The sequence below is a fragment of the Klebsiella sp. GG_Kp175 genome, assembly GCF_040062325.1.
In the GTDB taxonomy this organism is placed as follows: Bacteria; Pseudomonadota; Gammaproteobacteria; order Enterobacterales; family Enterobacteriaceae; genus Klebsiella; species Klebsiella quasipneumoniae.
In genome coordinates this window covers 43,246-59,199 of sequence record NZ_JBEAFX010000012.1, presented here as the reverse complement: position 1 = coordinate 59,199, position 15,954 = coordinate 43,246, and the positions used below count along the sequence as shown (strand labels likewise).

17 protein-coding genes and 1 pseudogene are annotated in these 15,954 nt (G+C 59.6%); 4 read left to right on the top strand and 14 right to left on the bottom strand.

Going from position 1 to position 15,954, the window contains the following annotated elements; genetic code table 11:
- Positions 1 to 18: 18 nt before the first annotated feature.
- Both ABLU73_RS18045 and ABLU73_RS18040 read left to right on the top strand, forming a co-directional pair.
- Positions 19 to 132, top strand: a pseudogene (locus tag ABLU73_RS18045) (LuxR family transcriptional regulator); the annotation flags it as partial.
- A 156-nt stretch (positions 133 to 288) separates the two neighbouring features.
- Positions 289 to 1,092, top strand: a complete 804-nt coding sequence (locus tag ABLU73_RS18040) for a LuxR C-terminal-related transcriptional regulator (protein ID WP_308706235.1) — start codon at positions 289 to 291, stop codon at positions 1,090 to 1,092.
- Between the two features lie 13 nt (positions 1,093 to 1,105).
- Here ABLU73_RS18040 and ABLU73_RS18035 read toward each other — a convergent pair whose 3' ends face one another.
- The 13 genes from ABLU73_RS18035 to ABLU73_RS17975 all read right to left on the bottom strand — a co-directional run bounded on the left by ABLU73_RS18035 (position 1,106) and on the right by ABLU73_RS17975 (position 13,538).
- Positions 1,106 to 1,594 (bottom strand): DinB family protein, encoded by a 489-nt coding sequence (locus ABLU73_RS18035; protein ID WP_094334033.1) that lies wholly within the window; start codon positions 1,592 to 1,594, stop codon positions 1,106 to 1,108.
- Positions 1,595 to 1,712: 118 nt separating this feature from the next.
- The gene (locus ABLU73_RS18030; RefSeq protein WP_048294989.1) at positions 1,713 to 2,246 is read right to left on the bottom strand and encodes an anti-virulence regulator CigR family protein; all 534 of its coding nucleotides are present in this window, start codon (positions 2,244 to 2,246) and stop codon (positions 1,713 to 1,715) included.
- Positions 2,247 to 2,614: 368 nt separating this feature from the next.
- Complete coding sequence (locus tag ABLU73_RS18025) at positions 2,615 to 3,586, bottom strand: oligopeptide/dipeptide ABC transporter ATP-binding protein (protein ID WP_124989287.1); 972 nt, start codon at positions 3,584 to 3,586, stop codon at positions 2,615 to 2,617.
- The gene (locus ABLU73_RS18020) at positions 3,583 to 4,563 is read right to left on the bottom strand and encodes an ABC transporter ATP-binding protein (RefSeq protein WP_023318454.1); all 981 of its coding nucleotides are present in this window, start codon (positions 4,561 to 4,563) and stop codon (positions 3,583 to 3,585) included. Before ABLU73_RS18020 ends, ABLU73_RS18025 begins: the two co-directional genes overlap by 4 nt.
- On the bottom strand, positions 4,560 to 5,510 hold the full coding sequence (opp4C, locus tag ABLU73_RS18015) for an oligopeptide ABC transporter permease (RefSeq protein WP_114465568.1): 951 nt from the start codon (positions 5,508 to 5,510) through the stop codon (positions 4,560 to 4,562). Before opp4C ends, ABLU73_RS18020 begins: the two co-directional genes overlap by 4 nt.
- Positions 5,507 to 6,466: an ABC transporter permease gene (locus ABLU73_RS18010; protein ID WP_004202926.1), complete on the bottom strand. Its 960-nt coding sequence runs from the start codon at positions 6,464 to 6,466 to the stop codon at positions 5,507 to 5,509. Before ABLU73_RS18010 ends, opp4C begins: the two co-directional genes overlap by 4 nt.
- A gap of 44 nt (positions 6,467 to 6,510) precedes the next feature.
- The gene (locus ABLU73_RS18005; RefSeq protein ID WP_004202925.1) at positions 6,511 to 8,214 is read right to left on the bottom strand and encodes an ABC transporter substrate-binding protein; all 1,704 of its coding nucleotides are present in this window, start codon (positions 8,212 to 8,214) and stop codon (positions 6,511 to 6,513) included.
- A gap of 148 nt (positions 8,215 to 8,362) precedes the next feature.
- The gene (locus ABLU73_RS18000; RefSeq protein ID WP_348850336.1) at positions 8,363 to 9,406 is read right to left on the bottom strand and encodes a methionine ABC transporter ATP-binding protein; all 1,044 of its coding nucleotides are present in this window, start codon (positions 9,404 to 9,406) and stop codon (positions 8,363 to 8,365) included.
- A gap of 52 nt (positions 9,407 to 9,458) precedes the next feature.
- Positions 9,459 to 10,235, bottom strand: a complete 777-nt coding sequence (locus tag ABLU73_RS17995; protein ID WP_017899539.1) for a MetQ/NlpA family ABC transporter substrate-binding protein — start codon at positions 10,233 to 10,235, stop codon at positions 9,459 to 9,461.
- A gap of 31 nt (positions 10,236 to 10,266) precedes the next feature.
- Positions 10,267 to 10,941: a methionine ABC transporter permease gene (locus ABLU73_RS17990; protein ID WP_117131270.1), complete on the bottom strand. Its 675-nt coding sequence runs from the start codon at positions 10,939 to 10,941 to the stop codon at positions 10,267 to 10,269.
- 1 nt (position 10,942) lies between these two features.
- Positions 10,943 to 12,169 carry an SfnB family sulfur acquisition oxidoreductase gene (locus ABLU73_RS17985; protein ID WP_264924261.1) on the bottom strand — a complete coding sequence of 409 codons (1,227 nt, stop codon included), beginning with the start codon at positions 12,167 to 12,169 and terminating at the stop codon, positions 10,943 to 10,945.
- Positions 12,170 to 12,439: 270 nt separating this feature from the next.
- The gene (locus ABLU73_RS17980; RefSeq protein WP_064177740.1) at positions 12,440 to 13,123 is read right to left on the bottom strand and encodes a CatA-like O-acetyltransferase, family 1; all 684 of its coding nucleotides are present in this window, start codon (positions 13,121 to 13,123) and stop codon (positions 12,440 to 12,442) included.
- A 31-nt stretch (positions 13,124 to 13,154) separates the two neighbouring features.
- A complete protein-coding gene (locus ABLU73_RS17975) occupies positions 13,155 to 13,538 on the bottom strand; it encodes a VOC family protein (RefSeq protein WP_004202917.1) in 384 nt (127 codons plus the stop codon).
- Positions 13,539 to 13,628: 90 nt separating this feature from the next.
- Between ABLU73_RS17975 and ABLU73_RS17970 the strand changes: the two genes are divergently transcribed.
- Positions 13,629 to 14,399 carry a DeoR/GlpR family DNA-binding transcription regulator gene (locus tag ABLU73_RS17970; protein ID WP_004202915.1) on the top strand — a complete coding sequence of 257 codons (771 nt, stop codon included), beginning with the start codon at positions 13,629 to 13,631 and terminating at the stop codon, positions 14,397 to 14,399.
- A gap of 3 nt (positions 14,400 to 14,402) precedes the next feature.
- Here ABLU73_RS17970 and ABLU73_RS17965 read toward each other — a convergent pair whose 3' ends face one another.
- Complete coding sequence (locus tag ABLU73_RS17965) at positions 14,403 to 15,032, bottom strand: LysE family transporter (RefSeq protein WP_064149860.1); 630 nt, start codon at positions 15,030 to 15,032, stop codon at positions 14,403 to 14,405.
- A gap of 249 nt (positions 15,033 to 15,281) precedes the next feature.
- Here ABLU73_RS17965 and ABLU73_RS17960 point away from each other — a divergent pair, with 249 nt between their 5' ends.
- A complete protein-coding gene (locus tag ABLU73_RS17960) occupies positions 15,282 to 15,917 on the top strand; it encodes a carbonic anhydrase (RefSeq protein ID WP_004202911.1) in 636 nt (211 codons plus the stop codon).
- Positions 15,918 to 15,954: the final 37 nt, after the last annotated feature.

Sequence of the window (15,954 nt, the reverse complement as noted above, 5' to 3'; positions counted from 1 at the left end):
TGACTCACAGGTGGCGGTATGGCGAGTGATCCTGAACTGATTTATATCGAGATCCTGGAAACGGTGCTGATGGCCACCCTGGATCCCGATTTGTGGAAATCGGCATTGCAGAAACTGGCGTTCCTCACCGGCCATCAGTACGCGGCATTTCTGTTCTACGATAAAGGCAATGCGCACCTGTTGACCGATTCACTCCTGCTCGAGGAAAAAGTCTTTACCGCCTATCGCGACGTGTTTCTGGCCATCGATCCCGCCGAAAAAATATTGACCGCGTTACCGGTCGGGCAAATGTACCGGGACCGCGAGTATTTAGGCGATAAATTTATTGCCGGCAGCGTCTATTACAATGAGTTTCATCACCCCAACGATCTGAATAATCTTACCAGCGTCAAGCTGTGCACCCTCAATGGCTATGCCACCTATTTGTCACTGATGACGGCCAATACGGCGGCTTATCCACAGCCGGCGCAGTTTGAGCTGTTCAGGCGTTTGATCCCGGCGCTAAAAACCGCCTGCCAGCTTCACGCCCGATTTGAACAGCTGCGAGACACCATACAATACCAGAGCGCGGTGATGGACAACGGGATCTACCCTGTATGGCTGGTGGATCATGGCGGTAAAATTCTCTACGCCAGCGCGCATGCCGAACGCTACCTGCGCGCCAACGCCCGCCTCTCCTGGTATAACGGGGGCGATACGCTGTGCCTTGATACCGACAGCAAAAAACTGAAACGGGCTATCGAGCAGGCCACCCGGACGGCAGAGCCGCCGAGGGCAGGGGTGTGCTATACCGCCGGGCGTCAGCCGAAACCGATCCTCGTGATCCCGGCGGCCCGCCAGACCGGGATGGCCTGCGTGATTATTCCCGAGCCGTTTCTCACCGGCAGCGCCTTGATGGAACTGTTTAACGTCAAGCCTGCCGAAAATGCGGTGGCGGAGCTGCTGGTGCGGGGCATGACGCCGGATGAGTGCGCCTTACATCTGGGCGTATCTATCGCCACCATCAGAACCCACCTTAGCGCCCTGTACCGGAAAACCCACACCCGTAATCAGGCAGAACTGCTGCTGATCATCCGCGCGATTCACGGCTGATGGTCTCGCATCCTCAGGAATGATGGTCGCGCAGGAAAACGGTCAGCACATCTTTCGGCGGCACGCCGCCGCATTCGCCAATCATCCAGCCCACCGCGCCGCGGTGATAGGCGCCGTGAAAGAGCATGTGGTTCAGCATCTCCATCGCGGTCATATTGCCGTCGCCGCCGTCGACAAATTTGAAGGCGATACGTTCGTGGAAATCGGCGGGGGTCATGGCGCTGACGTAGTGAATGTATTCGTCCGTACAGGCGGTCATTGCCGTTTCCAGCGCATCAATGGTTGGCGTCTCGGGGGTATTCAGCGCGGTGTAACCGTGCGTCCTGCCGCGCAGATTCGCCCGGAAAATCATGTCAACGACATGGATATGGTTCATCAGCCTGAGGGTCAGGTGGCGTTTTTCGCCATGTACTGTTCCGTCTATCGTGCGGATCGCCTGTAAGGTGGCAAGGTCAATCCAGCGCTTGTACTTCAACAGCGTCACTACAGTGTCTTTGTCCATAGTCGGTCCCGGGTTGGTTGAGCCATTATCTTAGCGATGATGCCAGCGAGTTGTCACTCGCCAGCGCAAGGCACAAAAAAAGCCTCGCCGGGGCGAGGCTTTTCAATAAGCAGGTGAGTTAGTCAAACACACCGTTAATCACGGCGGTGACAATGGCAGTGCTCAGCGCTACCAGCACCAGGTCATCGCCGACCGCCCTCCATTCATAGCCCGGATAATAGGGCAGATCGTTAATCATAGAAGCTGGCAGGGTCTTTTTCGCGATACCCGGAGGGAGCGGTTTGCCGCGGGCGACATTTTTGGCGATACCCGGAGGCAGCGCCTGATAGCCGACCAGACCGTAGTTCACGGCCAGGGAGCGCGCCCGTGAGAAGCTAATATCGCTGTCGACGTGGTCCGGCTTGCCGTAGTTTTTGCGGTTGCCATGATCGGCGGTGGACTGACCTTTATTTTGTCCTTTATTACCATGGTCGCCGCTGTTACCGCTGTTACCATGATTGCCGCTATTGCCATGGTTACCACTGTTCCCGTGATTACCGCCGCCATTGCCATTGCCATTACCGTTACCCGGGTTGGCATAGGCCGGTGCCGCCATGACGGCGAGAGAAATAACCGCCGCCAGTGCTGTTTTAATAGTGCGACGCTTAAGCATGATCTTGCTTCCTTAATGTGGAGTACACGCTTAAAAAATAAGATAACGCTATGCCTCAGGCAATCTCATATAGTCTTATTTTTTTCCGGGATTTCACGGGAAGGTCATTAAGGAATAGCGGGAAGCGGGCGAGCAATTCCATTGCTGCGTTTTGACAGACGGGCGACCGCGCCCCGCTAAATTTGTCGCCGGCAGGATCGCTCCCGGGCGTGTCGCAAAAAAATGCCCGAAGCCATCGGGCAAAAATGAACAAAAATATTACGCTTCATTCATAACGCGTCTCACAAGACGGAGCGGATAGTAAATCCTGGCGCCGCTGCGCACAATCGACCGGTTGTTTAGAAATAAATAACCCCCGTCGGCCGCGCTCAGGACGCGACCCAATGGCAGGCCACTCGATGGCCAGGGGCCACCTCGCGCAGCGCCGGAGCTTCTCTGCGGCACCGATCGCCGGCCTGCGGGCAGCGAGATGAAAAGCGGCAGCCGGCGGGAGGATTGGTCGGATCCGGGATCTCGCCTTGCACCAGCGCCTGCGGTTCGCTGTGCGGGTCGAGGGTCGGCACCGCGGCTAGCAGAGCGCGGGTGTAGGGATGGAGGGGGCGGCTGAACAGCGCATCGCGGCTGGCGCTTTCCACCAGTTGCCCGAGATACATCACCGCCACATCGTCACATAAATGCTCCACCACCCCGAGGTCGTGGGAGATAAACAGAAACGTGACGCCGCGGTCGTCGCGCAGGTCGGAAAACAAATTGATGATCTGCGCCTGAATCGACACATCGAGGGCCGAGATGGGCTCATCGGCGACGATAAAATCCGGGTTGAGGATCAGCGCCCGGGCAATACCGATCCGCTGGCGCTGGCCGCCGGAAAACTGATGCGGGAAGCGGGCGTAGTGTTCCGGCGCCAGGCCGCAGATCTTCATCACGTCGATCACCCGGTCATAGAGCTCATCGCGGGTGCAGAGCTTGTGCTGCAGCATAGCTTCGCCTATCGCCTCGCCAATACGCAGCCGCGGGTTCAGCGAGCTGTAGGGATCCTGAAATACCAGCTGCATCCTCGGCCGTATGGCGCGCAGGGCAGGCGCGGTCAGGTCGGCCAGCTCCTGACCGTGAAATTTCACGCTGCCGGCGCTCTTCTCGTACAGGCCAAGCAGGGTTCGGCCGACGGTGGTTTTGCCGCTGCCGGACTCACCCACAAGGCCAAAAATAGTGCCCGGACGGATGTTAAAGCTGACGCCGTCCACCGCGCGAAGCTCGCCGGTCTGCTGGCCAAAGAGGCCGTCGCGCAGCGGAAAATACTTCTTCAATCCATCCACTTCAATAACATAGCGATCGCTCATGCTGTCGCCTCCGCAAATTCGCTATAAAAGCAGGCGGCCCGCTGGCGCTCGCCGAGCAGCGGCGGAATCGCCTCCCGGCAGCGCGGCGTCGCCCGTTCGCAGCGCCCGGCAAAAGCGCAGCCCGCCGGCAGGGCGGCCAGATCCGGTACCTGACCGGGAATCGAGTACAGTCGCCGACGCCGCTCGCCCGGCACCGGGCGGGAGGCGATGAGCCCCCGCGTATAAGGGTGCTGCGGATGGCGTAGCACCTCCGCCGTGGCGCCCTGTTCCACGATCCTCCCGGCATACATCACCACCACCTGTTCGGCCATCTGCGCGATCACCCCCAGGTCGTGGGTAATCAGCATCATCGCCATCTGGCTGGCCCGCGCCCGGTCCCGCAGCAGGCGCAGGATTTGCGCCTGCACGGTGACGTCCAGCGCGGTGGTCGGTTCGTCGGCAATCAGCAGTTTGGGCTGACAGCTCAGCGCCATGGCGATCATCACCCGCTGCAGCATGCCGCCGGATAGCTGGTGGGGGTAGCTGGCCATCAGGCTGTCGCCGCGCGCCAGGCCGACCTCGCTTAGCAGCCGGGTAGCCAGCTGCCAGGCGGCTTTCGGCGTGGCGCCGAGGTGGCGGATCGCTGGTTCGCACAGCTGTTCGCCGATGGTCAACACCGGGTTCAGGGCCGACATCGGTTCCTGAAAGATCATGGCCAGCTGGTGGCCGCGCAGGTCGGCCATCTGTCTGGGGTTCAGCCGCAGCAGATCGCGGTCCGCGAAACGAATTTCGCCGCCGTCGATGCGCGCTGCCTGCGACGGCAGGAGGCCCATCAGCGCCATGGCGGTGACGCTTTTGCCGCAGCCGGACTCGCCCACCACGCCAACGGTTTGCCCGGCCTGAATCGTGAAAGAGACGTCCTGCACCGCGCGCACGCGATGACGTTCGCCAGCGAAAGAGACGGAGAGATGATTAAAAGAGACTAACGGTAGGGTCATTTCAGCCTCGGTTTCATATTGGGATCCATGGCGTCGCGCAGGCCATCGCCCAGCACGTTAATGGCGATCACGGTGAGAAAGATGGCGATCCCAGGCGGCATCCACAGCCAGGGACGGCGCTGGAAATCAATCAGGCTATTGGCGGCATCCATCATATTGCCCCACGACGGCGTTGGCGGCACCACGCCGAGGCCGAGATAGCTCAGCGCGGATTCACTGAGAATGGCGTTGGCGACAGCCATGGTCGCCATCACCACCAGAATCGGAATGGTATTCGGCAGCAGGTGGCCAAACAGCCGGCGACGCGCCGACAGGCCCAGTACTTGGGTGGCCAGCATAAAATCGCGTTCGCGCAGGGAGAGACATTGCCCGCGCACCAGCCGCGCCAGTCGGGGCCACTCCAGCAGGCTGAGCATTACCACCACCATATAGATGCGCGAGTCCGGGGAAAAATCGAGCTCGGAAAGCATCGCCCCGGCAACAATCAACAGCGGCAATCCAGGGATGGTCATCACCAGGTCGGCCACGCGCATGATCACTCTGTCGGTTAACCCACCGACATAACCCGAGAGGGCGCCGAGCAGATAGCCGAGGAATACCGACATCACCATGGTCAGCAGGCCGATAATCAGCGAGATGCGCCCGGCCAGCAGCAGGCGGGTGTAGATATCGCGACCAAGGAAATCGGTCCCCAGCCAGTGTTCCGCGCCGGGCGGTTGGTTGATGCTCAAGGCGTCGGTGGCATCATCTTTCCACGGCGACCAGACGGGCCCCAGCACGCACCACACCGCCATTACGGCCAGCAGGATCAGGCAGAACATGGCTAGCCGGTTACGGCGCAGCTGTCGCCATCCCTGGCGCCAGGGAGAGGGGGTAATGTGCGCCAGCACCGGGATAGCCGCCTGCCGCTGGCGGCGACGGGAAGCAAAGTAAGACAGGATCATCATGACCTCACCCGAATACGCGGATCGGCCCAGGCGTACAGCACGTCGGCGAGCAAATTACCGACTATCGTCAGCACCGCCAGAAACAGAGTAAACCCCATCAGCACCGGATAGTCGCGGGCGGCCAGCGAGTCGATATGGATGTGGCCTGCCCCCGGCCAGTTGAATACCTTTTCGGTAATGATCGCCCCGGAGAACAGCCCCGGCAGCTCAAAGCCCAGCAGGGTGATGATCGGCAGCAGGGCGTTGCGCAACGCATGTTTAAGGATCACCGTGCGCTCATGTAATCCCTTGGCGCGGGCGGTACGGATAAAATCCATTTTCACCACGTCGAGCATACTGGCGCGCACATAGCGCGTCAGGCTGCCCGCCTGCAGCATCACCAGCGCCAGCACCGGCAGCGCCAGGTGGGCAGCCACTTGCAGCACATACTGCCAGCCGCTTTCGTCGCTGCCGGTATTGGTCATCCCGCCTACCGGCAGCCAGTGGAGATCGACGGCAAACCATTTAATCAGCAACAGGCAGAGGAAAAAGGTGGGGAATGACATGGCGGCAAACACCGCAACGCTCACCAGATGATCAAACCAGGAGCCAGGTCGCAGGGCCGACACCACGCCGACCGCCAGGCCAATGCCCCAGTAAAAGACCAGCGCGACGCTGGCCAGCAGAAAAGAGTTCCAGATGTACTGATTGAGCAGTTGGCTGACCGGGATCTGATACTGCAGCGAAAAACCTAAATCGCCGCGCAGAAGCTGTCCCAGCCAGTGGAGATAGCGGGTGAACAGCGGCTGGTCGAGGCCATAGATCGCCTTCAGCTCCGCAGCGCGGGCGGCGGTCAGGGTAATATTGCCATCGATAAAGTCGCCGGGGGTTTTGGCAAACAGCATAAAAATAATGAACGAGGCCAGCAGTAGCATCGGCAGCGTTTGCAGCAGGCGCCTCAGGATGAAATTTTTCATGACGATCTCGCATCAGCCGCCGGTTAACCCGGCGGCCAGGGGATTTACTTAACGATTTTCACATCCGGCAGGCTGCCGGTCAGGCCGTTGTAGATATCCGGTTTAAAGCCGGTGACGCGGGCGCTGCTGGCGGAAAGGATGTTGCGATAGCCGAGCAGGATCACCGGCGGATCGTCGGCCAGCACTTTATACAGCTGGTGATAGATCGGCTTGCGCTTTTCGATGTCGAGCACCGCGTTGCCGGCGTTAATCAGCTTATCGACCTCCGCGTTGTGGTAGCCGGACTCTTTAGCTTCGCTGCTGTAGAAATCCCATACCCCGTCGTGCGGGTCGTTGAGAGTGCTGGTGCTGAACGAGGCGAGATCGTAATTTCCGGCTTTGCGCTGCGCCATCAGAGCGTTGAAATCCACCACCTGCGGCTTAAGCAGCACGCCGATCTGCCGCCAGTTCTCTTTGGCGATGGGGATCAACGCATCGTTGAGCACCTTCTTGCTCACCAGCAGGGTCAGCTCCAGGCGCTGGCCCTCTTTGACGCGGATACCGTCGGCGCCAGCTTTCCAGCCGGCCTCATCCAGCAGCTTTTTCGCCTGCGCCGGATCGTAATGGTAAGGATTGACGCCTTCTGCGTTAAAGGCCCAGGAGATCGGGGCGATCGGCTCGATGGCGACTTTGCCGTACCCCTGATAGACCACGTCGATCAGCTTCTGCCGGTCCAGGCCGTAAATCAGCGCCTGGCGTACCCGCTTATCCTGCAGCGCCGGACGATGAACGTTGAATTCCACCTGGCTGTAGTCGCTGGAGCCGTAAAGATTAATGTTGGCGAAGCCGAGCATCTTCAGCTGTTCGATATCGTCAGGACGCGAGGTAAAGGCGTCGTAGTCGGTCTCCCCGGTCTGGAACAACTGGAAGTTGGTCGACGGATTGGTCACGCGATAGATAAAGCGCGGCGTTGGCGGCGTCCCACGGTAAAAATGGCTATTGGCATGGAAGCGAATTTCCTGACCGGGAATATAGGTATCGTACACGTAAGGGCCGTTGCCCAGCGGCTTGCCGTGCAGTGAGCGCAGATAGTCGAGATGTCCCCGTTGATATCCTTTGCCGTACCAGGCTTTCGACAGCACTGGCCCGCCAATTTTGGCCAGCGTGGTGGCGCCTGGCTGGGTGGTGGTCACCTGAAGAGTGAGCGGGTCGATGACCTTCAGGCCGCTGACGCTGTCAGCCTTGCCGGCTTTGTATTCTGCGCCGCCAGCGATATTGGCCAGGGTGATGTCGGTATCGCCATCATATTTGGGGTCGAGCAGGACCGTCAGGGTAAAGGCGACATCTTCCGCCGTCAGCGGTGAACCATCGCTGAAGGTCAGACCAGGGCGCAATTTAATGGTATAGACTTTACTGTCCGGGCTGACCGTCCAGCTCTCCGCCAGCCCCGGGACCAGCTTGCCCTGGCTGTCCCAGTCGATCAGGCGTGAAAAAATGACGTTCGTGACGTTCTCATCCCAGCCGTTGACGAAAAAGTAGGGGTTAAAGATCCCCTGCGGCTCGGAGATCCCGGCCACCACCGTGTCTTTACGCAGCTTGGCGCTGGCCGGGATCTGACTGGCGTCAGTGGCCGGGGTGATGCCTTCTTTCAGGAGACCCTCAGCAAAGACAGCAGAAGAAAATGCTACCACGCCGCCGAGCAGGGCCACTTTTAGCGCCAGGGCGAAGCGGGTTTTTTGGGTTTTTAATCCTTGTTGTAATCTGGACAAAAGTGCTACCTCATCAAGTGATTGCGTGGTGATTTACAATTCATGACGAAAGATAAGAGGCGCACTTCGCCCTGTCTAACACTGAAACGCTATGATTTATAACCAATTATCCTTAGCAAAGGATCGGAAATATAATTCCATTCTATGGCTATGGCGCAGTGGTTTCCGCTGCCTGAAGAGGGTGGGTCAAAATGCTGTCCGCGACCCAGCCATCCTGCACCAGCGCGCTGGCGGCCAGCGGCCCGCTCAGCCGGACCTGCAGCTGGCCGATGACCCGGCCCTGGATACGCTCGCAGTTGCTGTACAGCAGGCGGGCGTCGCCCCCCAGCAGGCTGGCGATATGCTGCAGATTGGGTTCGCGACCGCTGCTGCCGTCAAACCGTAAGGTCACGATCTGCTCGCCGTCGCGCAGCGATGGCCCGGCCTCCGGGCGGTCGGGGAGCTGCAGGCCGAGCATAGCTCGCGTCACCGGATGCTGCGGGTTGCCAAACACGCGCCAGACCTCCCCCTGTTCGACAATGCGTCCGCCTTCGAGCACGCTGACCCGATCGCAGAGGGTGCGAATAACCTCCATTTCGTGAGTGATCAGCACGATAGTCAGCCCCAGGCGCTGGTTAATCTCCTTCAGCAGGGTTAACACCGACAAGGTGTTTTCCGGATCCAGCGCCGAAGTTGCCTCATCGCACAGCAGAATTTCCGGTTGAGTGACCAGCGCCCGGGCGATGCCGGTTCGCTGTTTCTGGCCGCCGGAAAGGCGGGCAGGGTAGCTGTCGCGCAGGGCGCTGAGGCCCACCAGCTCAAGCATTTCCGTAACCCGCCGCTGACGTTCGCCGGCCGGGATGCCAGCCATCTTCAGCGGCAGCGCAATATTCTGCGCCACGGTTTTGGTGGCCATCAGGTTAAAGTGCTGAAAAATCATCGCCACCCGCCGACGCAGGTCGCGCAGCTGGCGCGGGGAGTAGCGAACGGTCGACTCGCCGTGGATGAACATCTCGCCGCTATCGGCACTTTCCAGGCGATTAAACAGGCGCAGCAGGGTGGATTTTCCGGCGCCGCTGCGGCCGATGATGCCGAAAATTTCGCCCTGACGGATGGTCAGGTCAATGTCCTGTAGCGCCTGCACGCCGTTAGGATAGGCTTTGCTGATACCAGCAAACTCAATATGGATCGGTGGGGCGGGGATATGCGTCACGATGATGCGCTCCGTTTGCCCGGGCAGCGGCTGTCGCCGCTGCCCGCGGTGATTAAAATCCGGGTAAAATTTTGCCCTGATAACGCGTCAGAATGAACTGACGAACGGCGTCCGAATGCAGCGCTTGCGCCAGTTTCTGAATGCCCGGGTCCTGAATATTGTCCGGACGCGCCACCAGATATTCGACGTACAGATCGCTGCCTTTTTCCACCAGCAACGCTTTATCGGTGTCGATACCGGCCTCCAGCGCATAGTTGGCAAAGATAAAGGCGAGGTCGACCTGCTTCACCGCCCGCGCCAGCATGGCGCCCTCCAGTTCGCGGATTTTAAAGTGATGCGGGTTGCTGGTGATGTCCTTCGTTGCCGATTGCGGATTGTGCGGATCCTTGAGGGTAATCAGCCCGGCGTTGCTTAACATCACCAGCGCGCGTCCGGTGTTCACCGGATCGTTAGGAATGGCGATCGTCGCCCCGTCCGGCACCGCGGTGAGACTCGTGTATTTGCTGGAGTAGGCGCCGAAAGGTTCGATATGCACCCCGACCACCGGAACAAGGTTGGTATGCCGGGTCTGGTTGTAGTTATCGAGAAACGGACGGTACTGGTAGTAGTTAGCGTCGAGGTGTTTCTCCGCCAGCTGCTGATTGGGCTGTATAAAATCGTTAAATACTTTGATCTGTAAATCGACGCCTTCCTTTGCCAACACGGGCTTCACAAACTCCAGGATTTCCGCATGCGGTACCGGCGTGGCGCCGACGATCAGCGTCTCGTTAGCCATTGCTGTGGTGGAGAAGAGGGCCAGAAGTCCGGCGGCGATAATGGATTTTTTCATGATAGTGATTCCTGAAACCTGGAAGGGTAAATTATTTGCGGCTGACGTAGCGCACCAGGCAGTCGCCGCTCATTTGCAGAAGCTGTACCAGCGCAATCAGCATCAGGACGGTGACCACCATCACGTCAGTCTGAAAGCGCTGATAACCAAAACGAATGGCCAGATCGCCCAGCCCACCGCCGCCAATCACCCCCGCCATCGAGGTGTAGTCGACCAGCAAAATGGCCGTCACGGTCACAGCGGCGATCAGCCCGGCCCGCGACTCCGGCAACAGCGTGTGCCAGATAAGCTGCCAGGTGCTGCCGCCCATCGACCAGCTGGCCTCCACCAGGCCGTGCTCCACCTCGCGCAGAGCGGTTTCCACCAGCCGGGCGAAGAACGGGGCGCAGCCGGCGACCAGCGGCGGAATGGTTCCTTCCACCCCCAGCGAGGTGCCGGTCAGCAACGTGGTCAACGGGATCATGACAATGAGTAAAATGATGAACGGCAGGGAGCGCAGCACGTTGACGCACAATGACAACAGGCGGTAAAGACGCGGGGCGTACAGCAAACGCGGCTCGCCGGTGAGATAGAGTACGATCCCCAGCGGAAGGCCCAGCAGCACGGTCCAGCCCAGCGACCAGGCCAGCATGGTGAGGGTATCGAGGGCGGCCTGGGCCACATCGCTCCAGTCGATTTGTGCGAAAAATGCCAGCAGACTCGTCATATCAGTTCCAGTCATGTCGTTGCGGACGAATACCGTTCAGAACCCAGTTTCCGAGCAGCTGATACTTCCAGCGTACCGGGTCGTGCAGGGTGTGCACCCGGGCATTGCGCCAGTGGCGGTCGAGGTTGAGCGACTCACCGGTAGCCCGCGTGCCCCCCAGCTCAAACAGGCGGCTGGCGGCCTCCAGCGCCACTTCAGTGGTCCAGATTTTGACGCGGGCGACGGCCAGCGATGCCTCGGCGACATGTTCCTCACTGAGGTCATTTTTATAGCGGTCGAGCACCCGTCCGGCCCGCTCCAGCAGCGCGTCGGCAGCGGCAAGACGGCTATCCAGCTGACCGATATGGTAGATAGTCAGCGGGTCGTCACTGGCCCGCGCCACACCGGCGTCGATCCACGGTCGGGCGCTGTTGCGCACGAACGCCACGGTATCGTCCAGCGCCGCGCGGGCGATACCGGCGTCTATCGCCGCGGTGGTCAACTGGGCAAAGGGGCCGGCAAGGGTCGGGCTGGCGTAGGACTTCCACGTTGGGAAAAGGTGGAAGGGATTGACCGGAAGATTATCGGCCAGTACGGTGCCGCTGGCGGTAGTTCGCTGACCGAGGCACGCCCAGTCATCGACCACCGTCAGCCCCGGGCTGTTCTGTGGCACAAAGGCGAGCTGGGCGCGATCGTCAGCATCCAGCGCCAGAATGCCAATCCAGTGGGCATACAGTGATCCGGTGCAATAGCCTTTACGGCCAGTGATCCGCAGCCCCTCGGCGCCTTGCACGATACGGGTACGAATATCGAGGACCGTTTTCCCCCCGGTTTCCGACAGGGCATTGGCGAAGCGATAGCCTTGCAGTACCTGGGCGAAAAAGAACGCCTGCTGGTCGTCGCTGCCCTGCAGACGAATATCTTCCAGCAGGCAATAGTGGTTCTGGGGAATCTGACCTAACGATGGATCGGCCGCGGAAAGAATGGCAATGACCTGCGCCAGGGTCGCGGCCGAGACCTCGGCGCCGCCAAAGCGGCGCGGCACCGTAATACCCCACAGCCCGCTGTTGGAGTAGGTGTTGACGATCTCCACCGGGACGATACCCGTGCGGTCGCGCTCGGCGGCGCCGGGTTTGAGCACGGCGGCGATCTCATCGGCGATGGCGAGGGCTTCCGCATCGCTGGCAATAATATGCGCCTGCGGCGAGGACTGGGTGTAAGGCAGAGCGGGTGAACTGGCTGACATCATCTTCTCTCTTATTCAGTGAATAGCTTATGCGTAAATTGGATAAATAAATTATTCATAATGCCCATGGGTTATATGTATGAGTAAGCAAAACACGTGCCAGCGAGAGAGGAAGGCAGGTTGGCGATATTTAGCGGGGTGGCTATGTCTGCTGACGGAGCGGACTGCTGCAAATGCAGCGCGCTTTTGCGCTGCCTGTTGCAAAGGCGACAGTTAGGGAAAAGCGACCTCCGGACAGAGGGAAGACTGCCCGGCGGTGAGTGTGCCGAGTTCTCAGCGATCCTTCGCCGTAGGGGGAAGCAGTGAGGGGGCGGTCGCGGTTAGCGGCTGCCAGAGCCGCTCGGGGTCACGAAACCCCGCTTCGACGAGGGCATAAAAGCGGCTGGCATGGAGACCATCGACGAAGGCATGGTTAAATCGCCCGGCCACCGGGATCACGCCGTTCTGCAGTTTCCCCCAGGTGAGCGCCGGAATCGCGGCGCCCACCGCGTATTCCGCATGGGTCATCGAGGTAAAGTGGAGCCACGGCAGACAGCTGGCGCAGATAAAATGTTCGCCATCGACGATGAGCGGCGCCGGCGATGTCTCTCTTGCCGCGACGATCTTCGGCGTTGCCGCGGCGCTGAAGGCGGTGAACTCGGCAGCGTTGTCGCACCATACCTGGCGGAAGCCCTCCTCGACGGTCATCACCGGCGTCATGACCGCCAGGCTGTGATATTCAATCACCTCGCCATCGCGCACACGCTGTCGGAGCTGCGGCACCCCGTTGGCCGCGCGCAGCAGGGCATAGAGCGCGAGCTGAAAAAATGAGACCCGCCGGTCCTTCGCACATTCGTACAGGCGCTGCGCCTCTATCGGAACGCAGAGATTAAAGCTGGGGTTGGCAAATTGTCGGTAAAAGGTGAAATGGTCCCGGCGGGGCCAGGCCGCGGTGTCGATGATCCGGTAACGTGCCATGGATGCCTCCTTATAGCTGGCGGTCTACTGACTATGCGACGATTTCAATCAGGTTGCCATCGGGATCGGCGATCACCGCCTCATAATAGCCGTCGCCGGTGGTGCGCGGGGGTGAAACCAGTATTCCCGCCGCTCCAGCGCGTTGGGCAAGGGCATCGACCTGTTCTGCGCCGCCCACCGAGAGGGCCAGATGCGCCCAGCCGGTATGGTTATTATCCGCGCTGGCCTGCTGCAGGCCAGGCTTGGTCATCAGCTCGATCACTACTTCGTCGTCGATGGTGACAAAATAGGAGGCAAATCCGGGGTTGGTCTGGCTGAGGTATTTTTCATTAATACTGGCGGCAAAGAACTCGACCCAGAAGCGGGCCTGAGCCTCAAGCTGTTGGGTCCACAGAGCGAAATGGGCAATTTTCATGGTAAACCTCCGGGCAGGAACATTGACAATCACAGCAGGGCAGACGATCATGCTTACTGTTGCTCGTTTATGATTATTTAAGGAGTTGCTTTGCTCGATTATGCTGCTTTTCCCCAACAGCGACAAGCGCTGATTTGCCAGATCCTGCAGGAAAACGGCAGGGTGGTGTGTGCGGATCTGGCGGCGCGTCTTCAGGTGTCTGAGCATACTATCCGCCGCGATCTGCATGAGCTTAGCCGCGAAGGCGTCTGTAAAAAAGTCTACGGCGGGGCGGTGTTGAGCCTGCCGGAAGCGGGAGACTACAGTGAACGGAAAGATAAAAACCGAGCAACAAAACTCAGGATCGCGCAGCAGTGCGCCCGGCTGGTGAAACCCGGCGGCACTATTTTCATTGATACCGGCACCACCAATCTGGCGATGGCCGAGGCGCTGCCCGCCGAGCTTGCGCTGACAGTGGTGACGAACTCTCCGGAGATCGCCGCGGTGCTGGTGAAAAAGCCGCTCTACGACGTGGTGATGCTCGGCGGTCAGGTGCAGCGGGCGAGCGGGGGCTGCGTTGGGGCCGCGGCGGTGGCTCAGGTGCAGGGGATGTTATTCGACCAGGGGTTTATCGGCGGCTGCGCCATGGCGCCAGAGTCAGGCCTGACCGGCTTTGACTATGCCGACTGTGAGTTTAAGAAAGCGGTGATTAAGCAGTGCAGCGAAATTATCATCGGCCTGACCTCGGATAAAATTCCGGCGGTGGCGCGGTTCGTGGTGGCCGCGAGCAGCGATATCGATGTGCTGGTGGTGGAGGAGAATATTAGTCGCGAATATCGCGTTGCCTTTCAGCAACACGATATCCGTATCCATACCGTGTAGCCGCTAGCGGGTGAGTGAGGTCGCGATAAGCCGCAGGCCCAGCGCCCCCAGCACCGTCGCGGTGGCGATATCGATTCGCCGCTTCAACCGCAGGTAGACCCGACGCGGGCGATCGGCGGAGAGCACCAGCGCCACCAGCGAATACCAGCTGACGTCAATCAGAAAACTCATCAGCGGCACGATGTAATAGAACGCGGTGGGGATCTGCGTCGGCAGCAGGGCGGTAAAAATCGAGGCAAACACCAGCGCGGTTTTGGGATTGCTCAGCTGGGTATACAGCCCGTCGCGGAAGGTCTTCAGCAACGAACGGTTACCGGCCATACCGTTGGCGGAGAAATCCATCGGCTGCGCCGAACCGCGGAAAATCTTATAGCCCAGCCATAACAGGTAGAGCCCGCCCGCTACTTTTAAGCCAATAAACAGCTCTGGCACCGCGGTGAGCACCTTCTGCAGGCCCAGCATCGCCATAATAGAAAAAATGGCGGCGCCGGCGCCGGTGCCGAGGGCGGTCACCAGACCATGCAGGCGCGAGCGGGCGACCGCATTGCGCGCGACAAAAATAAAGCTCGGGCCGGGACTGATCACGCCCATGATCAGCACCGCGGCAATGGCCATCAGGCTGGATAAGAACATAGCAACTCCTGGTGTGTTCGCCGCCGTCAGGCGGTCGGCAACGTGGGGGCGGTACGAGCAGACAGAGTAGCAAACTGGCTCAGGAAAGCACGTGAAAACCCTGTGGAATAGGCGAGGCTGAATGGGCATCCGCGGCGCGCGTTTTCTGCGCAACTGTTTGAATAACGATTCCCATTCTTGTCAGCAATGGTAAACTGAATAACTGTGATCTTTGTCATACCGTAATAACTACAGAGAAGAGACACTGCTATGCAACATATCATTGAGGGCTTCCTCAACTTCCAGAAAGAGATCTTCCCCCAGCGTAAAGAGCTCTTCCGCAGCCTGGCTTCCAGCCAGAATCCCAAAGCGCTTTTCATCTCCTGCTCTGACAGCCGTCTGGTGCCGGAACTGGTTACCCAGCAGGAGCCGGGACAGCTCTTTGTTATTCGTAATGCCGGGAATATCGTGCCGTCTTTCGGGCCGGAGCCGGGTGGTGTATCCGCGACCATTGAGTATGCCGTGGTTGCGCTGGGCGTGACTGATATCGTGATCTGCGGCCACTCAAACTGCGGGGCGATGAAAGCGATCGCCACCTGCCAGTGCCTGGAGCCGATGCCGGCGGTGTCTCACTGGCTGCGCTACGCTGATGCTGCAAAAGCGGTGGTGGAAAAGAAAACCTGGGCCAGCGAAACCGATAAGGTCAACGGCATGGTGCAGGAAAACGTCATCGCTCAGCTGAACAACATCAAAACCCACCCGTCGGTGGCGGTCGGCCTGCGCGACCATACCCTGCGCCTGCACGGCTGGTTCTACGACATTGAAAGCGGCGAGATTCAGGCGCTGGATAAAAACACGAAATCCTTTGTTTCGCTGTCGGACAATCCGGACGTCTTTTTCGAATAAAGCCGTTCCCAGGGCACGGAGGCCCTGTTCATCTCAT